General features: G+C 61.3%; 20 protein-coding genes. 10 read left to right on the forward strand and 10 right to left on the reverse strand.

Features of this window, described 5'->3' with window-relative positions:
* Positions 1 to 39: 39 nt before the first annotated feature.
* Together RhoBH5_RS03180 and RhoBH5_RS03185 are read right to left on the reverse strand one after the other, a co-directional pair.
* The gene (locus RhoBH5_RS03180; RefSeq protein WP_003942671.1) at positions 40 to 585 is read right to left on the reverse strand and encodes an alpha/beta fold hydrolase; all 546 of its coding nucleotides are present in this window, start codon (positions 583 to 585) and stop codon (positions 40 to 42) included.
* Positions 586 to 794: 209 nt separating this feature from the next.
* Complete coding sequence (locus RhoBH5_RS03185) at positions 795 to 1,256, reverse strand: PPOX class F420-dependent oxidoreductase (RefSeq protein WP_270007939.1); 462 nt, start codon at positions 1,254 to 1,256, stop codon at positions 795 to 797.
* Positions 1,257 to 1,377: 121 nt separating this feature from the next.
* On the opposite strand from RhoBH5_RS03185, the gene RhoBH5_RS03190 reads away from it, so the two are divergent.
* The gene (locus tag RhoBH5_RS03190; RefSeq protein WP_245361432.1) at positions 1,378 to 2,247 is read left to right on the forward strand and encodes a PhzF family phenazine biosynthesis protein; all 870 of its coding nucleotides are present in this window, start codon (positions 1,378 to 1,380) and stop codon (positions 2,245 to 2,247) included.
* A gap of 88 nt (positions 2,248 to 2,335) precedes the next feature.
* Positions 2,336 to 2,761 carry a DUF6069 family protein gene (locus tag RhoBH5_RS03195; RefSeq protein ID WP_054188580.1) on the forward strand — a complete coding sequence of 142 codons (426 nt, stop codon included), beginning with the start codon at positions 2,336 to 2,338 and terminating at the stop codon, positions 2,759 to 2,761.
* On the opposite strand, the gene RhoBH5_RS03200 is transcribed toward RhoBH5_RS03195, so the two are convergent.
* From RhoBH5_RS03200 to RhoBH5_RS03220, 5 genes are all read right to left on the reverse strand, one after another.
* Positions 2,758 to 3,591 (reverse strand): GAF and ANTAR domain-containing protein, encoded by an 834-nt coding sequence (locus RhoBH5_RS03200; RefSeq protein ID WP_270008063.1) that lies wholly within the window; start codon positions 3,589 to 3,591, stop codon positions 2,758 to 2,760. The genes RhoBH5_RS03195 and RhoBH5_RS03200 overlap by 4 nt on opposite strands.
* Before the next feature lie 76 nt (positions 3,592 to 3,667).
* Positions 3,668 to 4,237: an RNA polymerase sigma factor gene (locus RhoBH5_RS03205; protein ID WP_007734974.1), complete on the reverse strand. Its 570-nt coding sequence runs from the start codon at positions 4,235 to 4,237 to the stop codon at positions 3,668 to 3,670.
* 84 nt (positions 4,238 to 4,321) lie between these two features.
* Entirely contained in the window at positions 4,322 to 5,833 is a 1,512-nt protein-coding gene (locus RhoBH5_RS03210) for a cobyric acid synthase (protein WP_270007940.1), read from the reverse strand.
* Between the two features lie 8 nt (positions 5,834 to 5,841).
* Positions 5,842 to 6,699, reverse strand: a complete 858-nt coding sequence (map, locus tag RhoBH5_RS03215) for a type I methionyl aminopeptidase (protein ID WP_007734970.1) — start codon at positions 6,697 to 6,699, stop codon at positions 5,842 to 5,844.
* Positions 6,700 to 6,728: 29 nt separating this feature from the next.
* Complete coding sequence (locus RhoBH5_RS03220) at positions 6,729 to 7,448, reverse strand: transglutaminase domain-containing protein (protein WP_270007941.1); 720 nt, start codon at positions 7,446 to 7,448, stop codon at positions 6,729 to 6,731.
* Between the two features lie 53 nt (positions 7,449 to 7,501).
* Here RhoBH5_RS03220 and RhoBH5_RS03225 point away from each other — a divergent pair, with 53 nt between their 5' ends.
* The 5 genes from RhoBH5_RS03225 to RhoBH5_RS03245 all read left to right on the forward strand — a co-directional run bounded on the left by RhoBH5_RS03225 (position 7,502) and on the right by RhoBH5_RS03245 (position 10,287).
* Positions 7,502 to 7,852, forward strand: a complete 351-nt coding sequence (locus RhoBH5_RS03225; protein WP_064073692.1) for a DMT family transporter — start codon at positions 7,502 to 7,504, stop codon at positions 7,850 to 7,852.
* The gene (locus RhoBH5_RS03230) at positions 7,849 to 8,175 is read left to right on the forward strand and encodes a DMT family transporter (protein WP_003942819.1); all 327 of its coding nucleotides are present in this window, start codon (positions 7,849 to 7,851) and stop codon (positions 8,173 to 8,175) included. The genes RhoBH5_RS03225 and RhoBH5_RS03230 overlap by 4 nt, the downstream gene beginning before the upstream one ends.
* 55 nt (positions 8,176 to 8,230) lie before the next feature.
* Entirely contained in the window at positions 8,231 to 8,620 is a 390-nt protein-coding gene (locus RhoBH5_RS03235; protein WP_270007942.1) for an AraC family ligand binding domain-containing protein, read from the forward strand.
* On the forward strand, positions 8,607 to 9,068 hold the full coding sequence (locus RhoBH5_RS03240; protein ID WP_270007943.1) for a helix-turn-helix transcriptional regulator: 462 nt from the start codon (positions 8,607 to 8,609) through the stop codon (positions 9,066 to 9,068). Before RhoBH5_RS03235 ends, RhoBH5_RS03240 begins: the two co-directional genes overlap by 14 nt.
* 142 nt (positions 9,069 to 9,210) lie before the next feature.
* Positions 9,211 to 10,287, forward strand: coding sequence for an iron-siderophore ABC transporter substrate-binding protein (locus tag RhoBH5_RS03245; protein ID WP_223304443.1), 1,077 nt, complete (start codon positions 9,211 to 9,213; stop codon positions 10,285 to 10,287).
* 17 nt (positions 10,288 to 10,304) lie between these two features.
* Here RhoBH5_RS03245 and RhoBH5_RS03250 read toward each other — a convergent pair whose 3' ends face one another.
* Positions 10,305 to 10,898, reverse strand: a complete 594-nt coding sequence (locus RhoBH5_RS03250) for a GNAT family N-acetyltransferase (RefSeq protein WP_083057398.1) — start codon at positions 10,896 to 10,898, stop codon at positions 10,305 to 10,307.
* A 162-nt stretch (positions 10,899 to 11,060) separates the two neighbouring features.
* Between RhoBH5_RS03250 and RhoBH5_RS03255 the strand changes: the two genes are divergently transcribed.
* Both RhoBH5_RS03255 and RhoBH5_RS03260 read left to right on the forward strand, forming a co-directional pair.
* Positions 11,061 to 11,459 (forward strand): DUF7144 family membrane protein, encoded by a 399-nt coding sequence (locus RhoBH5_RS03255; protein WP_007734954.1) that lies wholly within the window; start codon positions 11,061 to 11,063, stop codon positions 11,457 to 11,459.
* Positions 11,460 to 11,534: 75 nt separating this feature from the next.
* Positions 11,535 to 12,980, forward strand: coding sequence for a hypothetical protein (locus tag RhoBH5_RS03260; RefSeq protein WP_050656479.1), 1,446 nt, complete (start codon positions 11,535 to 11,537; stop codon positions 12,978 to 12,980).
* Here RhoBH5_RS03260 and RhoBH5_RS03265 read toward each other — a convergent pair.
* Together RhoBH5_RS03265 and RhoBH5_RS03270 are read right to left on the reverse strand one after the other, a co-directional pair.
* Positions 12,958 to 13,335: an SHOCT domain-containing protein gene (locus RhoBH5_RS03265; protein WP_003942794.1), complete on the reverse strand. Its 378-nt coding sequence runs from the start codon at positions 13,333 to 13,335 to the stop codon at positions 12,958 to 12,960. The two genes, RhoBH5_RS03260 and RhoBH5_RS03265, sit on opposite strands and share 23 nt — an antisense overlap.
* A gap of 133 nt (positions 13,336 to 13,468) precedes the next feature.
* Entirely contained in the window at positions 13,469 to 13,720 is a 252-nt protein-coding gene (locus RhoBH5_RS03270) for a three-helix bundle dimerization domain-containing protein (RefSeq protein WP_007734945.1), read from the reverse strand.
* A 191-nt stretch (positions 13,721 to 13,911) separates the two neighbouring features.
* Between RhoBH5_RS03270 and ppk2 the strand changes: the two genes are divergently transcribed.
* A complete protein-coding gene (ppk2, locus tag RhoBH5_RS03275) occupies positions 13,912 to 14,742 on the forward strand; it encodes a polyphosphate kinase 2 (protein ID WP_228402274.1) in 831 nt (276 codons plus the stop codon).
* The last annotated feature ends 15 nt before the right edge of the window (positions 14,743 to 14,757 follow it).

Genomic DNA, 14,757 nt, shown 5'->3' on the forward strand with positions numbered 1-14,757 from the left:
CTCGCAATGGGAGTGCCCGCCTTTTCGTCGGTCAGAGTTTCACCAGGGGCTGGTACGCAGCACGATCTCGGTTGCGAGTTCGGCCGGTGCCGACTTGACGACGTCGTCGACACCCGGAAGTTCCGTCACGCGAAAGTCGGAGTACACGAAACGACCGCTGGCGTCGGCGATGGCCCGACCTCCACTGCCCACGACTACGGTGGTCGGAACCTCGACCGGCGGTACGCCGGCAATATCGCTGGCCGACGGATGTCCACGGTCCACGGCGATCAAACTCGCGAAGCGGCCGAACTGACGTGCAGCCAACAGCCACGCGAGATCGGCGCCCTCCCGGTGACCGACCAGGTTCACCCAGGCGATGTTCAACTCGTCCAGAAGTACCACTGCCGAGGTCTCGTCGAGATTCTCGATCGATTCCACCGCGACGGTCCGCAGATCCGAATGGTGCAGTCGCTCACACACATCGTCGTACAAGTCGACGGGGTCGCCCTTGCCGGGAAGCAGGAGTACCGCATGCTTGCTGACCGGCCCGTCGATCCGAACGGTGCACGAACCACTGCCCACCGCTACTCGAGTCAATTCCATGTCTGGAAACGGTACGCGATCCACACAGTGGAGGACCCTGGAGTCGACAGAAGTATGACCACTCATACATTCACGCGCCGCTACGAGCCCGAATTGTTCGCTCTGTACCGCCTCCACTCGGAGCGAAAGTGGCTTTCGGCGCATCTGAGGCGACGGACGTACCGTTCGCTCGAAAGTGGGGGTGGGCCGAACTCCAGTGGGGCGCGGCTCTAGGTACCGGACGGCTTGGGGAGCCTCGTCATTCCGTAGACGTGATCAGCGCGCACCGTGAGGATCTGTCGACGCTCTGCCACCATCGCTTCGCGGTACTCCTCCCAATCGGGATGCTCCTGGCCGCTGATGTCCCGGTACAGCTCGACCAGGGCGTCCGACACTTCGTCGTGAGGATCGGCCGCTGCGGGTGTCACCACAGCAAGCCCTTCGATCACGCCGTAGCTCCAGAAGTCGGGCGCGCTGACGTGGAGGGAAACCCGCGGATCACGGATCGCATTTTTACTCTTGGCGCGATCGGCTGTGATGGACACGGAAGCCGTCGTCGACTCGTCATCCCAGCGGTAAATGATGTTGGACAACTGTGGGCGGCCGTCACGCTTGACGGTTGCCAGCACACCTTGTTTTCCCTCGGCCACGAGTGCGAACAACGCGTCGTCGGTGTCTGTGTCATTGCTCATGTCTGCACCAACGACGCCGTGCGGCCGGTTTGTTCCGGAGGCAGTCCAGTTCGAAGATCGCGGACCGCAATCGCGCGATGTCTCTTCCCCCGATGGACGACAGCGGACAAAGATGGTCGACATGGCAACTTCTCACGACATCCTCCGACTGACTGCGTTCAGTTCGGATCCGGCCGGCGGTAATCCCGCCGGCGTGCTGCTCGACGCGCGTGGACTCGACGACTCCGAATTACAATCCGTTGCAGCCGAAGTCGGGTATGCCGAGACGGCGTTCCTCATCGAACCGGAACTCGGAGGCAACCCGCGCCACAGCCGGATCCGGTACTTCTCCCCTATCGCCGAAGTACCGTTCTGCGGTCATGCCACTATTGCGACGGCCATCGCTCTCACCGAGCGAGACGGTGAGGGAACCTTCACATTCGAAACACCGATCGGACCGGTATCCATCGACACGGCGACCGACGAGGACGGAAGGTCCACCGCGACCTTCACCAGCGTCGAACCGTCGGTCTCGCCGATCGATCACGCCGTGCTGACAGCGCTGCTCGGGCTCATCGGCGTCGATTCGTCTGCGCTCGACGCGCGGTATCCCGCAATGCTTTCGTACGCCGGCAACACTCACCCGATCGTCGTACTTCGTGATCAGTCGACATTCGACGAGTTCACCTTCGATCCATCCGCAATGCGAATTCTGATGGACGCGCAGGGGTGGGCCGGCACGGTGACGATCCTGCATCCCCTCGACGACAACACCTTCGAAGCCCGAAATCTGTTTCCGGTGGGAAACATCGTCGAGGATCCCGCAACCGGGTCCGCAGCGGCATCGACCGGCGGTTACCTGCGCAAACTCGAACCCGCGGCCACTCCGCGGCGGATCACCATCCACCAGGGCCGACACGTCGGGCGTCCCAGTGCGCTCGAAGTCGACATCCCAGTCGACGGCGGTATCTCGGTCACCGGCACCGCAGTGCCCGTCGTCGACGGGCAATAGTCAACCTCAGCGATGAGTTTCTCCCCGCCGGCGGGTCTATTCACCAGAGCGACGTCACAAGACCATCGCATCGAGCCGGGAGAACACCATGTCTGCAATCACGTCAACCGCACACAACCTCCACCTCACCAAGCCACGTGCCGTACTCGGCGCCACGGTAATTGCTCTCGTCGTCAATCTGATCCTGTGGTTGATCGGCCTCGCATTGGGCGGATCCTTCGAGATGACAGATCAGGGAAAGCCGGCGAGCGTCGCGCCTGGTGGGGTCATCACATTGACGGTGGTGCCACTGCTGGTCGGTTTGTCGCTCGCAATGTTGATCTCACTGAAGTGGGAGCCGATCATCCGCATCGCCCAGATCGTGGGTGCAGTCGTGGCGCTCGGCACCATCGCTTTGACCATTGCCGCGGACTTCGACGCCGCCAGCACGGTCACGCTCGCGCTGATGCACGTGGTTGTCGCCGCGAGCGTGGTCGTCGCGCTCGAGGCCGTACGTCGGTCTCCGTCGAACTAGACCGCGGTGGGCGGCGCGGAATACGTCTCGACGATCTCGGCTGCCACGTCACGCAACTTGGTGTTCGTGGTCTGAGACTGCCTGCGCAGCATGTGAAATGCGGTGTCGGCATCGATCCGATGGATGGCCATCAGCATGCCTTTGACCTGTTCGATCGGCGCCCGAGTCTCGAGCGCGCGTTGCAAGGCGTCAGCTACCGCCTTGGCAGATTTGAAACGGGAGAAGTCTCCGATCGCGCGTGAGACTGTTGTCGTGAGAATCTCCATGACTTCCGCATCGACGCTGTCGAAGGCCGCTGGGGCACGTCCGTACAGGTTGAACGAACCGAGTCGCTGATCCGGCGTGAAGAGCGGCGCCGCGAGAAAGGACTTGATCCCTTCGTCCTTCGCGGCAGCCGCGAACCGCGGCCAGCGTTCTGCGCTGGTCTCGGCATCGACGACTACGGTTTCACCGGTTCGAGCCGCGTGCAGACATGGTCCGTCGCCGGCGTCGTATTGCTCGATGTCGACGCGCAGGGTCCGCGAATCGGTATGAACGGCGGTGTAGGTCTGCCCGGCAAGATCGATGGTGACGCCGATGCTGTCGGCGCCGTCGATGGGGTCGTTCGCGATTTCGACGGCGCGCTGGAGCAGAACCACGAGTTCGTCCTCGTCGCCGATACTTCCCCCGAGCGCTGCCAGCAACTCTCTGACTGCACGTGCCGTCAGCCGAGTTTCCGCAGCCTCGACGGCGACGTCAGCACCCGTTGCCGTCGCATCGTCCGGCAGTACCGACGGCACCGAATCCTCGGTTCTCGGGTCGAAGCCTCTGGGGTCGAAAGCGGTATCCACGACGAAGCATTCTTCCAGCTTCACGAGCACCAAGGAGAGTGAGTTCGGTGACAGAACCCGGCAAACCGCCGAGTCGTCATCGCCATCGATCGAGTGCGACACCGAGATTCCGCCTCGCCCGAGTGTGCTGGCCACGAACCGCGTCCGGACTCAGTTCCAGGACAACAGCGATCTGTGGATACGTCATGCCCTCCACTTCTCGCAAGACCCAGGCAGCACGCTGACGCAGTGGCAGGCGATCGAGTTCGGATTCCAGGGCGTCGAGAAATGCTGTGCCGCAGACTTCTTCGCTCGGATCACGCAAACGGGGATCAGCTTCTTCCCGGAGTTCGTCCATATCGGCGGCGCAGGAGCCGACTTTTCGATAGAAATCCGAGATCTTGCGAGAACAGATCGCGAACAACCAGGTCTTGGTGCTCGAGCGCCGCTGAAACCCCGGAAGTTGGCGCCACGCAGCGACGCAGGTTTCCTGGACGATGTCGTCGACGTCACTCTCGCTCGCGAGCAGTCGACGGGCAAATCGATACAAGTGCGGGCCGTATCGGCGGACGATGACGTCGAAGGCCGCGTGATCGCCGAGCATTGCCGAGTCGACCAGCACCTCGTCACTGAAGTCGGTCAGCAAGCCGTCGAATTGATCTGTCACCGCGCACACTCCTACTAGGGAGCCGTCGCGGGAGTGAGGCCTGGCTATTCTACCGCGTCCACGTCGACACCCGCAGGAGCGCTCTCAGGCTTCGAGTGCGGAAGCAATGACGGGGAGCCCGATAGGCGCCCCACCGTTGATCAGTTTCTCGAGTAGATCCTGATCGAGGTGCTGCTCGACGAGATCAGCGAGAAGGTCGAGTTGTTGTTCTCGCACCGCGGCAACCGCGGTGTCGGGTGCAGCAACAAAACCGGGAACCGCGAGCTCACGCAGCAGGCTGCGCCGAAAGTCGTCACTTTCCAGGAGACCGTGCCAGTGTGTCCCTCGAACAGGCCCTCGCACACTGCCTTCCGGCATACCGCTCGAGTCCGCCAGCAATGGGTGGTCCCCGTTGCGCACGACGCGTCCGTGATGAATCTCGTACCCGGACACCGAGATACCGTCTGCCGTACCGGTCATCTGCGCCAGCACCTTGTCCGGAGCGAACTCGACATCGAGGTCCAGCAGACCCAGTCCCGCGGTGGTCCCTGATCCTGATTCGACGTCGTCGACGATGGAATTACCCAGCATCTGGTAACCGCCGCAGATTCCCAGGACTGCTTGCCCGCGACCTGCTCGCGCGACGATCTCGTCGGCCAGGCCGGTACTTCGCAACCACTCGAGGTCACTCACGGTGGACTTACTACCGGGGATCACCACGAGGTCCGCGTCGCGAATCCGCGACGGATCGGTCACCCACGAAACTGCCACGCCCGGTTCACATGCCAGTGCCTCGACGTCCGTGGAGTTGGAGATGCGCGGGAGCCGAACCGCAGCAACGGTGAGCCAGGCCGAACCGACGGGTGGGCCCGGGCGCCATACCGGGGCATTGCCGGTGACGCCAAGCGAATCCTCGGCGTCGAGCCAAAGATCGTCGGCAAACGGGATCACTCCGAGAGTGGGTCGACCGGTGAGGCTGCGCAGTTGTTCCAGTCCGGGTTCCAACAGTGCAACGTCACCGCGGAATTTGTTGATCACAAATCCCGCGATCAATGCCTGGTCGCTCGGCGAGAGCACAGCAACGGTCCCGAACAGATGGGCCAGGACGCCGCCGCGATCGATGTCACCGACGACGACGACCGGAATCCGCGCAGCCTCAGCCAATCCCATGTTGGCAAGATCCGTTGCGCGCAAGTTGATTTCGGCCGGTGAACCGGCGCCTTCACAGATCACTACGTCGAACTCGGATCGAAGCGATTCGAGATCTTCGGCCACGACGGCGCGAAGCCACTGCCGATGCTGCATGTAGTCGCGAGCACCCACTGTGGTCATCGCCTTGCCCCGAACGACCAATTGCGAAGTGCGGTCACTTCCAGGCTTGAGCAGCACCGGATTGAATCGAACACTCGGCTCCAGACCGCATGCACGCGCCTGAAGTGCCTGCGCACGGCCGATCTCTCCGCCGTCCAGCGTGACCACGGAGTTGTTCGACATGTTCTGCGCCTTGAACGGCGCCACTCGGACGCCTCGACGCGCCAACATGCGACACAATCCGGCCACCAGAACGCTCTTGCCTGCGTCGGAAGTAGTGCCGGCTACCAGCAGAGCGCCGCGCATCTCCGAACTCAAGGCAGGGTGAGAATCTCTGCACCGGTCTCGGTGACCACCAAGGTGTGCTCGAACTGCGCCGTCCACTTACGGTCCTTGGTGACGACGGTCCAACCGTCCTCCCAGATCTCGTAGTCGATACCACCGAGGTTGATCATCGGTTCGATCGTGAAGACCATGCCCGGTTCGATGATCGTCTCGACCGCGGGCTCGTCGTAGTGCAGGATCACGAGGCCGTTGTGGAAGGTCTCGCCGATTCCGTGTCCGGTGAAGTCCCGGACGACGCCGTACCCGAACCGATGGGCGTAGGACTCGATGACACGTCCGATCACGTTGAGCGCGCGGCCGGGCTTGACGGCTTTGATGGCCCGCATCGTTGCCTCGTGTGTGCGCTCGACGAGCAAGCGGTTCTCTTCGGACACGTCACCGGCGAGGAATGTCGCATTGGTGTCGCCGTGTACCCCGTTGATGTACGCGGTGACGTCGATATTGACGATGTCGCCGTCCTGGATCACAGTCGAGTCGGGGATTCCGTGGCAGATCACCTCGTTGAGAGACGTGCAGCACGACTTGGGAAAGCTCTTGTAGCCCAACGTCGACGGGTATGCACCGTGGTCGAGCATGAACTCGTGTGCGATGCGGTCGAGTTCGTCGGTCGTGACACCGGGAGCGACAGCCTTGCCGGCTTCCTGCAGCGCGCCTGCAGCGATCTTGCTGGCGATGCGCATCGCCTCGATCGTTTCCGGCGTCTGAACCCAGGGCTCGTTGCCCTCTTTGGCGGTCGGCTTCCACGCGTACTCGGGCCGTTCGATCTTCGAGGGCACAGCGAGGACGGGAGAGACGGTTCCAGGGACCAATGGGGTACGCACAGACATGCAGAACAGCCTAGACCTCGCGTCGCGCGTCAGCCGGATGCACTCCAGTTCCGGAAAACCGGGTCGACGAGAATTCTGACGAGGGTCGACATCGTCTGTCCGAATTCCTCGAAGAGCACGTCGCGAGATTCGAAGGTGCCCAGATCGCGGTCGACGAATTCGGAGAAGTCCAAGCAATCACACGAAACAGACTTGCCCCAACTGATCGGAGCGCGTCCGATCGCGTCGAACAGTGTCTCCTCGCCGGTATTCGTGAACGGTTCGAGCGCTGAGACCACCGCAGGTGAAACGATCTCGGAGACGTCCTGCCAGCGTCCGTCGACCAGAAATTCCGGCCACGCCAGCAGCACTGACTTCGGAATCACCGCATGTAGACGCCGAAATCTTGGGTACCAGAACTCCCCACGAAGTACGAGACCGCGAACTCGGGTGGCGATACCTCGGCGGCGAGCCAACGCTTCGACGATAGCCAGTCTCTGACTGCAGGATCCGCGCTCTCGACTCAATGTCACCGAGACGGGTTGCCGGTCGTCGAGGCCGTACACCGGCCGAATATTTGCAGCGACGCTGCGATGCGCCGACACCAGGAACTCCTGCGCCGACCGGATCGCACCTTCTGCAATGTCCTCGTAGAGGCGGGCCACGTCGTCGTGGCCCCAGTCGAGGATCGGAGTTGCGGCCACATCGCCACCCGACGCGTCGTGGCGGATGTCACCTTTGCGGATTCCACCGAGCAGTACGCACGTCATGTCTCAACCGTAGTGCGCGACCGGAATCGGTGGAGCCTGACAGAATCCCAACCGTGAAGAAATGGCTGTTGTTGATCACCGCGATCCTCACCGAGGTGTCTGCGACGCTGTCGTTGCGCGCCGCCCTCGATCACCCGGCTTGGTACATCGTGGTCGTCGGCGGATATCTCGCAGCATTCACCGCCTTGTCGTTCGTCCTGCGGGAGGGCATGGGACTCGGTGTTGCATACGGAATCTGGGGCGCAACCGGAGTTGTCCTGACCGCAGTATTCGCAACTTTCCTTTTCGGAGATCCTCTGACGGCCACCATGGGCATCGGGATTGCACTGGTCATCGGCGGAGTGCTGTGCGTCGAACTCGGCTCTCAGGCTGCCGCCGACAGCGGGCCGGCGGACCCAGCATGACCTTCGTATTTCTGATCGCTGCAATTATTTCCGAGGTCACCGCGACGTTGTCACTACGGATGGCGTCGCAGGACGGCAGCGACAAACGATGGCTCGCGGTTGTCACCGTGGGGTATCTCGCCGCTTTCGCCTTCCTGACCCTTGCGCTCGACGCGGGCCTCACCATCGGCGTCGCCTACGGAATCTGGACCGCATGCGGAGTGGCGTTGACGGCAATCGCATCCCGTATTCTCTTTCGCGAACCGCTGACCAGGCTCATGATGGTCGGGATCGGCCTCATCGCGGCAGGCGTGCTTCTCATCGAACTCGGTGCGAGTCACTGATCGCTGCCCACATCAGTGTAAGGTTTACCTAACTTTGCTCTGGAGGTAGTCCACGGTGCTGATCCCTGCCCTTCGTGAAATCGACGACGGTCCACAGCTGGACGACGATTCCCACTTACGGGAATCCGACCGCCACACTCCGATGGCGCGCGCCGTCCCGGCGCCGTTCCAACTCACGACGTACATCGTCGAGACCGACCACATCACCCGGTGGCCAGAGCACGCTCACATCGAGCACGAACTGATCTGGTCCGACCGCGGTGTCGTCAACATGATCATCGACAATCAACTCTGGACCGTCACGCCCGGCGTCGGCCTGTGGATCCCCCGCGGGGTCCTCCACGAAGGTCAGGCAAATCCCCACGTCGCATTCCGCGCCACGCTCTTCACCCCCGAGCTGTGGACCCCCCGCCTGGAACGAACCGTGCATCGTGACACTGAGTGAGGCAGCCCGGGCACTGCTGATACACCTCGCCCACACCGGAATGCCTGCAGAACAACGCCTTCGGGCACAGCAGGTTTGTGTCGATCTCCTCACCCCGGCATCAGCACCTCACTTCGACGTACCGATCCCCCGAGATCCGCGGCTACGGATGCTCGTCGACAAAGTGCTGTCGGATCCCGCCGACGATCGATCACTCGATCAGTGGGCTCACGTTCTCAATCTCAGCCGACGTACGGTCACCCGGATTTTTGCCGCGGAACTCGCCTTGAGCTTTGCGCAGTGGCGCACTCTGGTTCGTATGAGCACGGCCCTCGGCATGCTCGGGACCGGAATGAGTGTGAACGCCGTCAGCCGCCGTGTCGGTTACGGGACGTCGAGTTCCTTCATCGCCGCTTTTCGCAAGACGGTCGGCTACACCCCCGGCAATGCGCTCGCCGCTGTCAACTGACTCGAGCCTGACCTGTTGTCGACATCGGCTGGCCCCTTCGCTACACGCACGCGCCCTACATTCACTTAGGTAAGCCTGCTCTCATGCGCGTACTGCGCTGAGTCGTGCAAGCACTTCCCTGATCAATCCCGAGGAGTTTCGCGTGTTCAGATCTGCCCGTCAGAGAATTCGTCCCCAGCGGAGGCGACGAATCGTTGTTGCGCTCATGCTGGCGGCGGCACTGCCTCTGACCGCCTGCACACAGTCGTCATCGGACGCCCAGGAAAACAATTCATCGGCATCCGCCGTCGAGGACGGCGCCTATCCCGTGACGATCAAGCACGCTTTCGGCGGGACCACCATCGACAAGGAGCCGACACGGATCCTCACCCTCGATTCCGCAGCGGCAGACACGGTCATCGCCCTGGGTGTCACTCCGATCGCGATGCAGAAGGACTCTTGGGCCGGCGACGCCGACGGGTTCCTGCCGTGGACCCGCGCCGAACTCGAAAAGTCGGGCCAGACGCTGCCCACGCCTGCGCCGTACTACTCCGACAGCGGCGAGCTACTGTTCGAGCAGATTCTCAATGCCGCGCCTGATCTGATTCTTGCCCCGTACTCGGGCTTCTCCGAGCAGGATTACCAGCGCCTGAGCTCGATCGCCCCGACCCTCCCGTACGACACCAAGCCGTATCAGCCCAGCTCGTGGCAAAACCTCGCCACCGATGTCGGCAAGGCACTCGGGCGTCCCGCTCAAACCGCGGCGCTGATCAAGTCGGTTGAGGAATCGGTCCAGGAATCGAAGGCGAGTCATCCCGAATTCAACGGAGTCACTTTCGCCTTCGGTTCCTACATCCGTGAAGGAGAAACCGAAACCGCCATCTACGGTCCGGACGATCCGCGCGTCAAGTTTGTCGAAAACCTCGGGCTCACAGTCGCTCCCGACGTGGTGAACGGCGCCAAGAACTTTGCCGGCGACTCGTTCCTTTTCGGCATCAGTATGGAAAAGCTCGACACGATCGACACCGACGTGTATCTCGGTTGGGCAAGCGATCAGTCGGAAGTCGACAGCACATTGGCCAACACTCTGTTCTCGCGGTGGCCGGTCATCGCCAACGGCAAGGACCTGTGGATCACCGACAATCGCCTGACTGCAGCGACAATGTACGTCAGCCTTCTGAGTGTTCCGTGGGCGACCGACGAACTCGTGCCACAGTTGACCGAACTGGTCGCAAAATAGCAGCCCGCTCGGTCTGATCAAGCAACTGAAGGCCACTCACCGCGAAGTGTCGCGAAAACCACGGTGTCGGTCCACTCGTTCTTGATCCACGCGTTCTGCCGAAAATGTCCCTCTCGCCTCATACCGATCCGCTGCGCGAGTCGCGCCGAGGATTCGTTTCTCGAATCCATTCGCGCGATAACGCGGCGCAATCGGGGTGTCGCGAACGCGAGGTCGATCAGAGCGGTCACTGCTTCCGTCGCGAATCCTCGGCCGCCGAACTCGGGCGAAAATGCCCACCCGAGTTCGGCGGTGTGCTCGACTTCGGCTGTGCAATCAGATTCTTCGACTCGCCAAGCACTCACGCTTCCGACAACCCGGCCCCCGTACTCGACAACAAGTGCCACCGCGCCCGATGCCAGGTCGCGGCGAGACATTCTGGTCTGCACGGCCTCCCGAGCCTCCGCGAGACTCCAGGGTTCGTTGAGCAAATATCGGCATACGTCGCTGCGCCCGTAGAAGGTGAGAAGATCCCGGTGATCGCCTGGGCGGTAGGTACGGAGCACCAGCCGGTCCGTCCGGATCACACCCGGTGCAGGCCTCATCGCCACACCTACGTCCGCCATATCCATGCCGTCACGGTAGGTTCTTTCGAATTCGTAGGCGAATGAATATCGCAATGCTGTGCAGCGCTCAATGTTTGATTTGCCCTCCGACGGGCTACTTCACCACCGTAAAAGGTCGGGACAGGGAAATATGCCAGGCTATTTCGCGCTTGAAATCTAGGGGCGGTCATGTCCGAGGATTCACTGGTAAAGCAGGGTGTGGCAAAAGGAAGCGCGCTGGGCGGAGCCGTTCTCCTCATCACAGTCGGCGTGCTCGAAATCCTCCAAGGCATCTCGGCGATATCGGAGGACGACGTGACAGTCGTCGGCCCGGAATACACGTACCAATTCGACCTCACTTCGTGGGGATGGATCCACCTCGTACTCGGTGTGCTCGTCACCGCTGTCGGAATCATGCTCTTCACCGGCGCGACGTGGGCACGGGTAGGCGCGATAGTCATCTGTTCTCTGTCGATCCTCGCGAATTTCCTGTGGCTACCCCACTCGCCGTGGTGGTCGATCATCATCATCGCGCTCGACGTATTCGTCATCTGGGCCGTCGCGACCTGGAATCCCGAGGTCATCTGAGGTCACCCGCCGAATCATCTTCGCAGTTCAGCATTTCAACTGTGCGCCAGTAGTTTCCGTCCCGGGAGGACCATCATGGCAAACGGCACGAGCGACGGACCACTCCAGGAGGACGAACGTGCCGAACTAGCCCGGTTGCGCGAAGAGGTAGCAACACTTCGCGAGCAGACTCCCAGCGCCCGCGAAACGACCGTCGAGAAAGTCTCCCGACCACCTCGACATGGGCTGCGGTGGACCGCGGTGACAATCCTGCTGGTGCTGGTCGCACTGCTCGCAGTCTTGTCGGTAACCACCCGCTTCGTACGAAGTCAGATCCTCGACACGGACCGCTACGTCAGCACGGTAGCGCCACTGGGTGAGAATCCAGCCGTGCAAGCGGAGATCACGAATCAAGTCACGGACGAGATCTTCGATCGCGTCGACGTCGAAGGGCTCACCACCGAGGCACTCACAGCATTGACGGACGTGTCGAATCTCGAAGCCAACGCCCCTCGCGTGGACCAGGCGTTGGTGGGTTTGGCACCGGTGATCGCCGGCCAGGCGAAGAGTTTCGTCCACGACACAGTGGCCTCGCTCGTTCGGACGCAGCAGTTCGAAGACCTTTGGATTCAGGCGAACCGAGCGGCGCACAACTCCCTCGTCGCCGTCATGACCGGAAACTACGGACCCGACTCGGTCGAGGTCGACCAGAGCGGAACGGTCAGCATTTCACTGAGCACGATCATCGACCGGGTGAAAACGGCGCTGACCGACCGCGGCTTCGCTTTCGCAGACAAAATCCCGTCCGTGGACAAGGAGTTTGTTCTCTTCCAGTCCCCCGAGCTGGTGAAGGCGCAGCGAGCCGTCTCGGCACTCGACAAGGTCTCGGCGGTGCTGCCGTGGTTGGGAATCGCTTGCGCAGCAGCCGCTGTCGCCGTTGCGCCAACCGGTCGCAGGCTTCGTACGCTGTCCCTGGTCGGTCTGTCGATTGCGTTGGGAATGCTTGTTCTTGCGATCGGAATTCTGATCGGACGTGCAATCTACCTCGACAGTGTCCCTACCGATATCCTCTCGCCAGACGCCGCCACCGCTGTCATCGACACAGTTCTGGTTCCGCTTCGGACGAGCCTTCGCGCGGTTGCGCTCCTCGGTGTGGTGGTGGGGCTCGGCGCCTACCTGATCGGTGGGTCGTCGTCGGCGATCGCCGTTCGTCGAGGCTACGGGCAGGCGTTGGACTTCGTCCGGCATTCTGCAAGCGGCCGAACGCCGAATCAGGTGGAGCGGTGGGCCAATCAGCTTCGTGTCCCACTGCGCTGTGCCATCATCGGCATCGCCGCCCTGTTGCTGCTCTTCTGGCGCTACCCCACCGGATTGGTCGTTGGTTGGATCGTCGTCATTGCGCTCGTTGCTCTCGTCGCACTGGAAGTATTGGTTCGTCCCGCACGCGCCGCCGCGCAGGACGCCGGGCCTGACGACGGCGGAACCGACGACGCCAGGCCCGGGGCAGAAGATACGAAAACTACGCCAGCGCCTTTGCCTTGATGGCCTGGAATTCCTCTTCGTTGATCGCGCCTGAGTCGAGAAGCTCTCTGGCGTCGGCGATCTGCTGAGTCGGCGATTTCCCGGCGACCTTTCGAATGTAATCACTCTGCGCGTGTATGTGCTGTTGAGCGGCTTCCATCGACCGCCTCGTCATTCCGTCATTCTTGACGACCACGTAGATCATCGCGGACAGGAATGGAATGACGAAGAGGAATATCATCCACAACGCCTTGGCCCAGCCCGAAGTCTCGTGATCACGGAACAAGTCGGTGATGATCGAGAACAACACGCTCAAGTACGCCACAAAGGCAAAGCAGACGAAGATGAACCAGAAGAATTCCCAGAAGCCTTCCATGTCAACGCTCCCTGTACTCGGTTTTACACATCAGGAGTTCGGGAGGCTGACGTTCCGCGCCTGAGCTCCTGCATTCGGCCAGAACTCCCTGGTCCAAGGTCATTTCAGTATGCGCCGACGATCCCCGTTCCGGCTACAGTTCGAGAGAGTTCAGACTCGCCGACCGCTCATCCATTATCGGAATCACGATTCTCCGATCCGAGATCTCTTGTCTGGCCGCTTTTTCGACCAGAAGAGGCACGAAGTCGCGGATCCGACATCCCGCAAAACGCTGGTGAATTGTTCGCACTCTGTTTTCGATCTCCGGTGGAGGAACGGCGGGATAGCGGGAAATCAGGCGAGTGATCACCCGCTCGACGTGGAGCAACTCTTCGTCGCCAGTCATCCATTAATGGTCGTCCGTCCAGCCGAGCACGTCAATACTCGGAAAGGGTTCGAAAACAACACGATTCGGGTCTCGATTGCGAAGAGAATAGGTTCACCGAATATGGGGCATACACATAAGGGCGGACGGTTCCCCGCGCGCTCGCGTTGCGCTCATGATGCCAGGGAGTGGAAGTGGGAAAGAACGCTCGGATTCTTCACGACGACACCCCGTCGACCCTTACCGACGACGCGCCGCCCGTGGCAGAAAAGCCGATGAAGAACAAGGTGTACCGCCGCAAACTCAAGCCGTTGCACGGCGAACTCGTGGCTTTGCAGGAGTGGGTCAAATCGTCTGGAGCCAAGGTCTGCATCGTATTCGAAGGTCGAGATACCGCGGGGAAGGGCGGTGTCATCAAAGCCATCACCGAGCGAGTGAGTCCGCGAGTGTTCCGGGTCGTTGCGTTACCCGCCCCGACCGAGCGAGAGCATTCGCAGATGTATGTCCAGCGCTACGTCCCGCATCTTCCGGCTGCCGGTGAGATCGTCATCTTCGACCGAAGTTGGTACAACCGTGCCGGTGTAGAACGAGTAATGGGCTTTTGCACCGAAGAACAAGCACATCAATTTCTCCAGCTCATTCCGACCGTCGAACGCGCGATCGTCGAATCGGGAGTCATTCTGCTCAAGTACTGGCTCGAGGTCAGCGAAGAACAGCAGCTCTTACGTCTGCAGAGCCGGATCGACGACCCTCGAAAGATCTGGAAGCTGTCGAATCTCGATCTGAAGTCGTTCAGTCATTGGTACGACTACTCGCGTGCCCGCGACGAGATGTTTCGCTTCACCGACACCGGCTGGGCGCCATGGTATGTCGCAAACAACAATGACAAGAAACGCGGACGACTCAACATCATCAGCCACATTCTGAGTCAGATCCCCTACGAGCCCGTGCAATCCACGGACATCACCCTGCCGAAACGGCAGAAGGCTCACGGCTACCAGACGCCCAAACAACCGCTGCACTGGATTCCGACCCGGTATTGACGATCGCCAAGGAAA

Source organism: Rhodococcus sp. BH5, from assembly GCF_027583855.1.
GTDB lineage: Bacteria > Actinomycetota > Actinomycetes > Mycobacteriales > Mycobacteriaceae > Rhodococcus_F > Rhodococcus_F qingshengii.

Coding starts and splice junctions, on each gene's coding strand:
- RhoBH5_RS03180 (WP_003942671.1), bottom strand. CDS start 585: ATGGAATTGACTCGAGTAGCGGTGGGCAGTGGTTCGTGCACCGTTCGG.
- RhoBH5_RS03185 (WP_270007939.1), bottom strand. CDS start 1,256: ATGAGCAATGACACAGACACCGACGACGCGTTGTTCGCACTCGTGGCC.
- RhoBH5_RS03190 (WP_245361432.1), top strand. CDS start 1,378: ATGGCAACTTCTCACGACATCCTCCGACTGACTGCGTTCAGTTCGGAT.
- RhoBH5_RS03195 (WP_054188580.1), top strand. CDS start 2,336: ATGTCTGCAATCACGTCAACCGCACACAACCTCCACCTCACCAAGCCA.
- RhoBH5_RS03210 (WP_270007940.1), bottom strand. CDS start 5,833: ATGCGCGGCGCTCTGCTGGTAGCCGGCACTACTTCCGACGCAGGCAAG.
- map (WP_007734970.1), bottom strand. CDS start 6,699: ATGTCTGTGCGTACCCCATTGGTCCCTGGAACCGTCTCTCCCGTCCTC.
- RhoBH5_RS03220 (WP_270007941.1), bottom strand. CDS start 7,448: ATGACGTGCGTACTGCTCGGTGGAATCCGCAAAGGTGACATCCGCCAC.
- RhoBH5_RS03230 (WP_003942819.1), top strand. CDS start 7,849: ATGACCTTCGTATTTCTGATCGCTGCAATTATTTCCGAGGTCACCGCG.
- RhoBH5_RS03250 (WP_083057398.1), bottom strand. CDS start 10,898: ATGGATATGGCGGACGTAGGTGTGGCGATGAGGCCTGCACCGGGTGTG.
- RhoBH5_RS03255 (WP_007734954.1), top strand. CDS start 11,061: ATGTCCGAGGATTCACTGGTAAAGCAGGGTGTGGCAAAAGGAAGCGCG.
- RhoBH5_RS03260 (WP_050656479.1), top strand. CDS start 11,535: ATGGCAAACGGCACGAGCGACGGACCACTCCAGGAGGACGAACGTGCC.
- RhoBH5_RS03265 (WP_003942794.1), bottom strand. CDS start 13,335: ATGGAAGGCTTCTGGGAATTCTTCTGGTTCATCTTCGTCTGCTTTGCC.
- RhoBH5_RS03270 (WP_007734945.1), bottom strand. CDS start 13,720: ATGACTGGCGACGAAGAGTTGCTCCACGTCGAGCGGGTGATCACTCGC.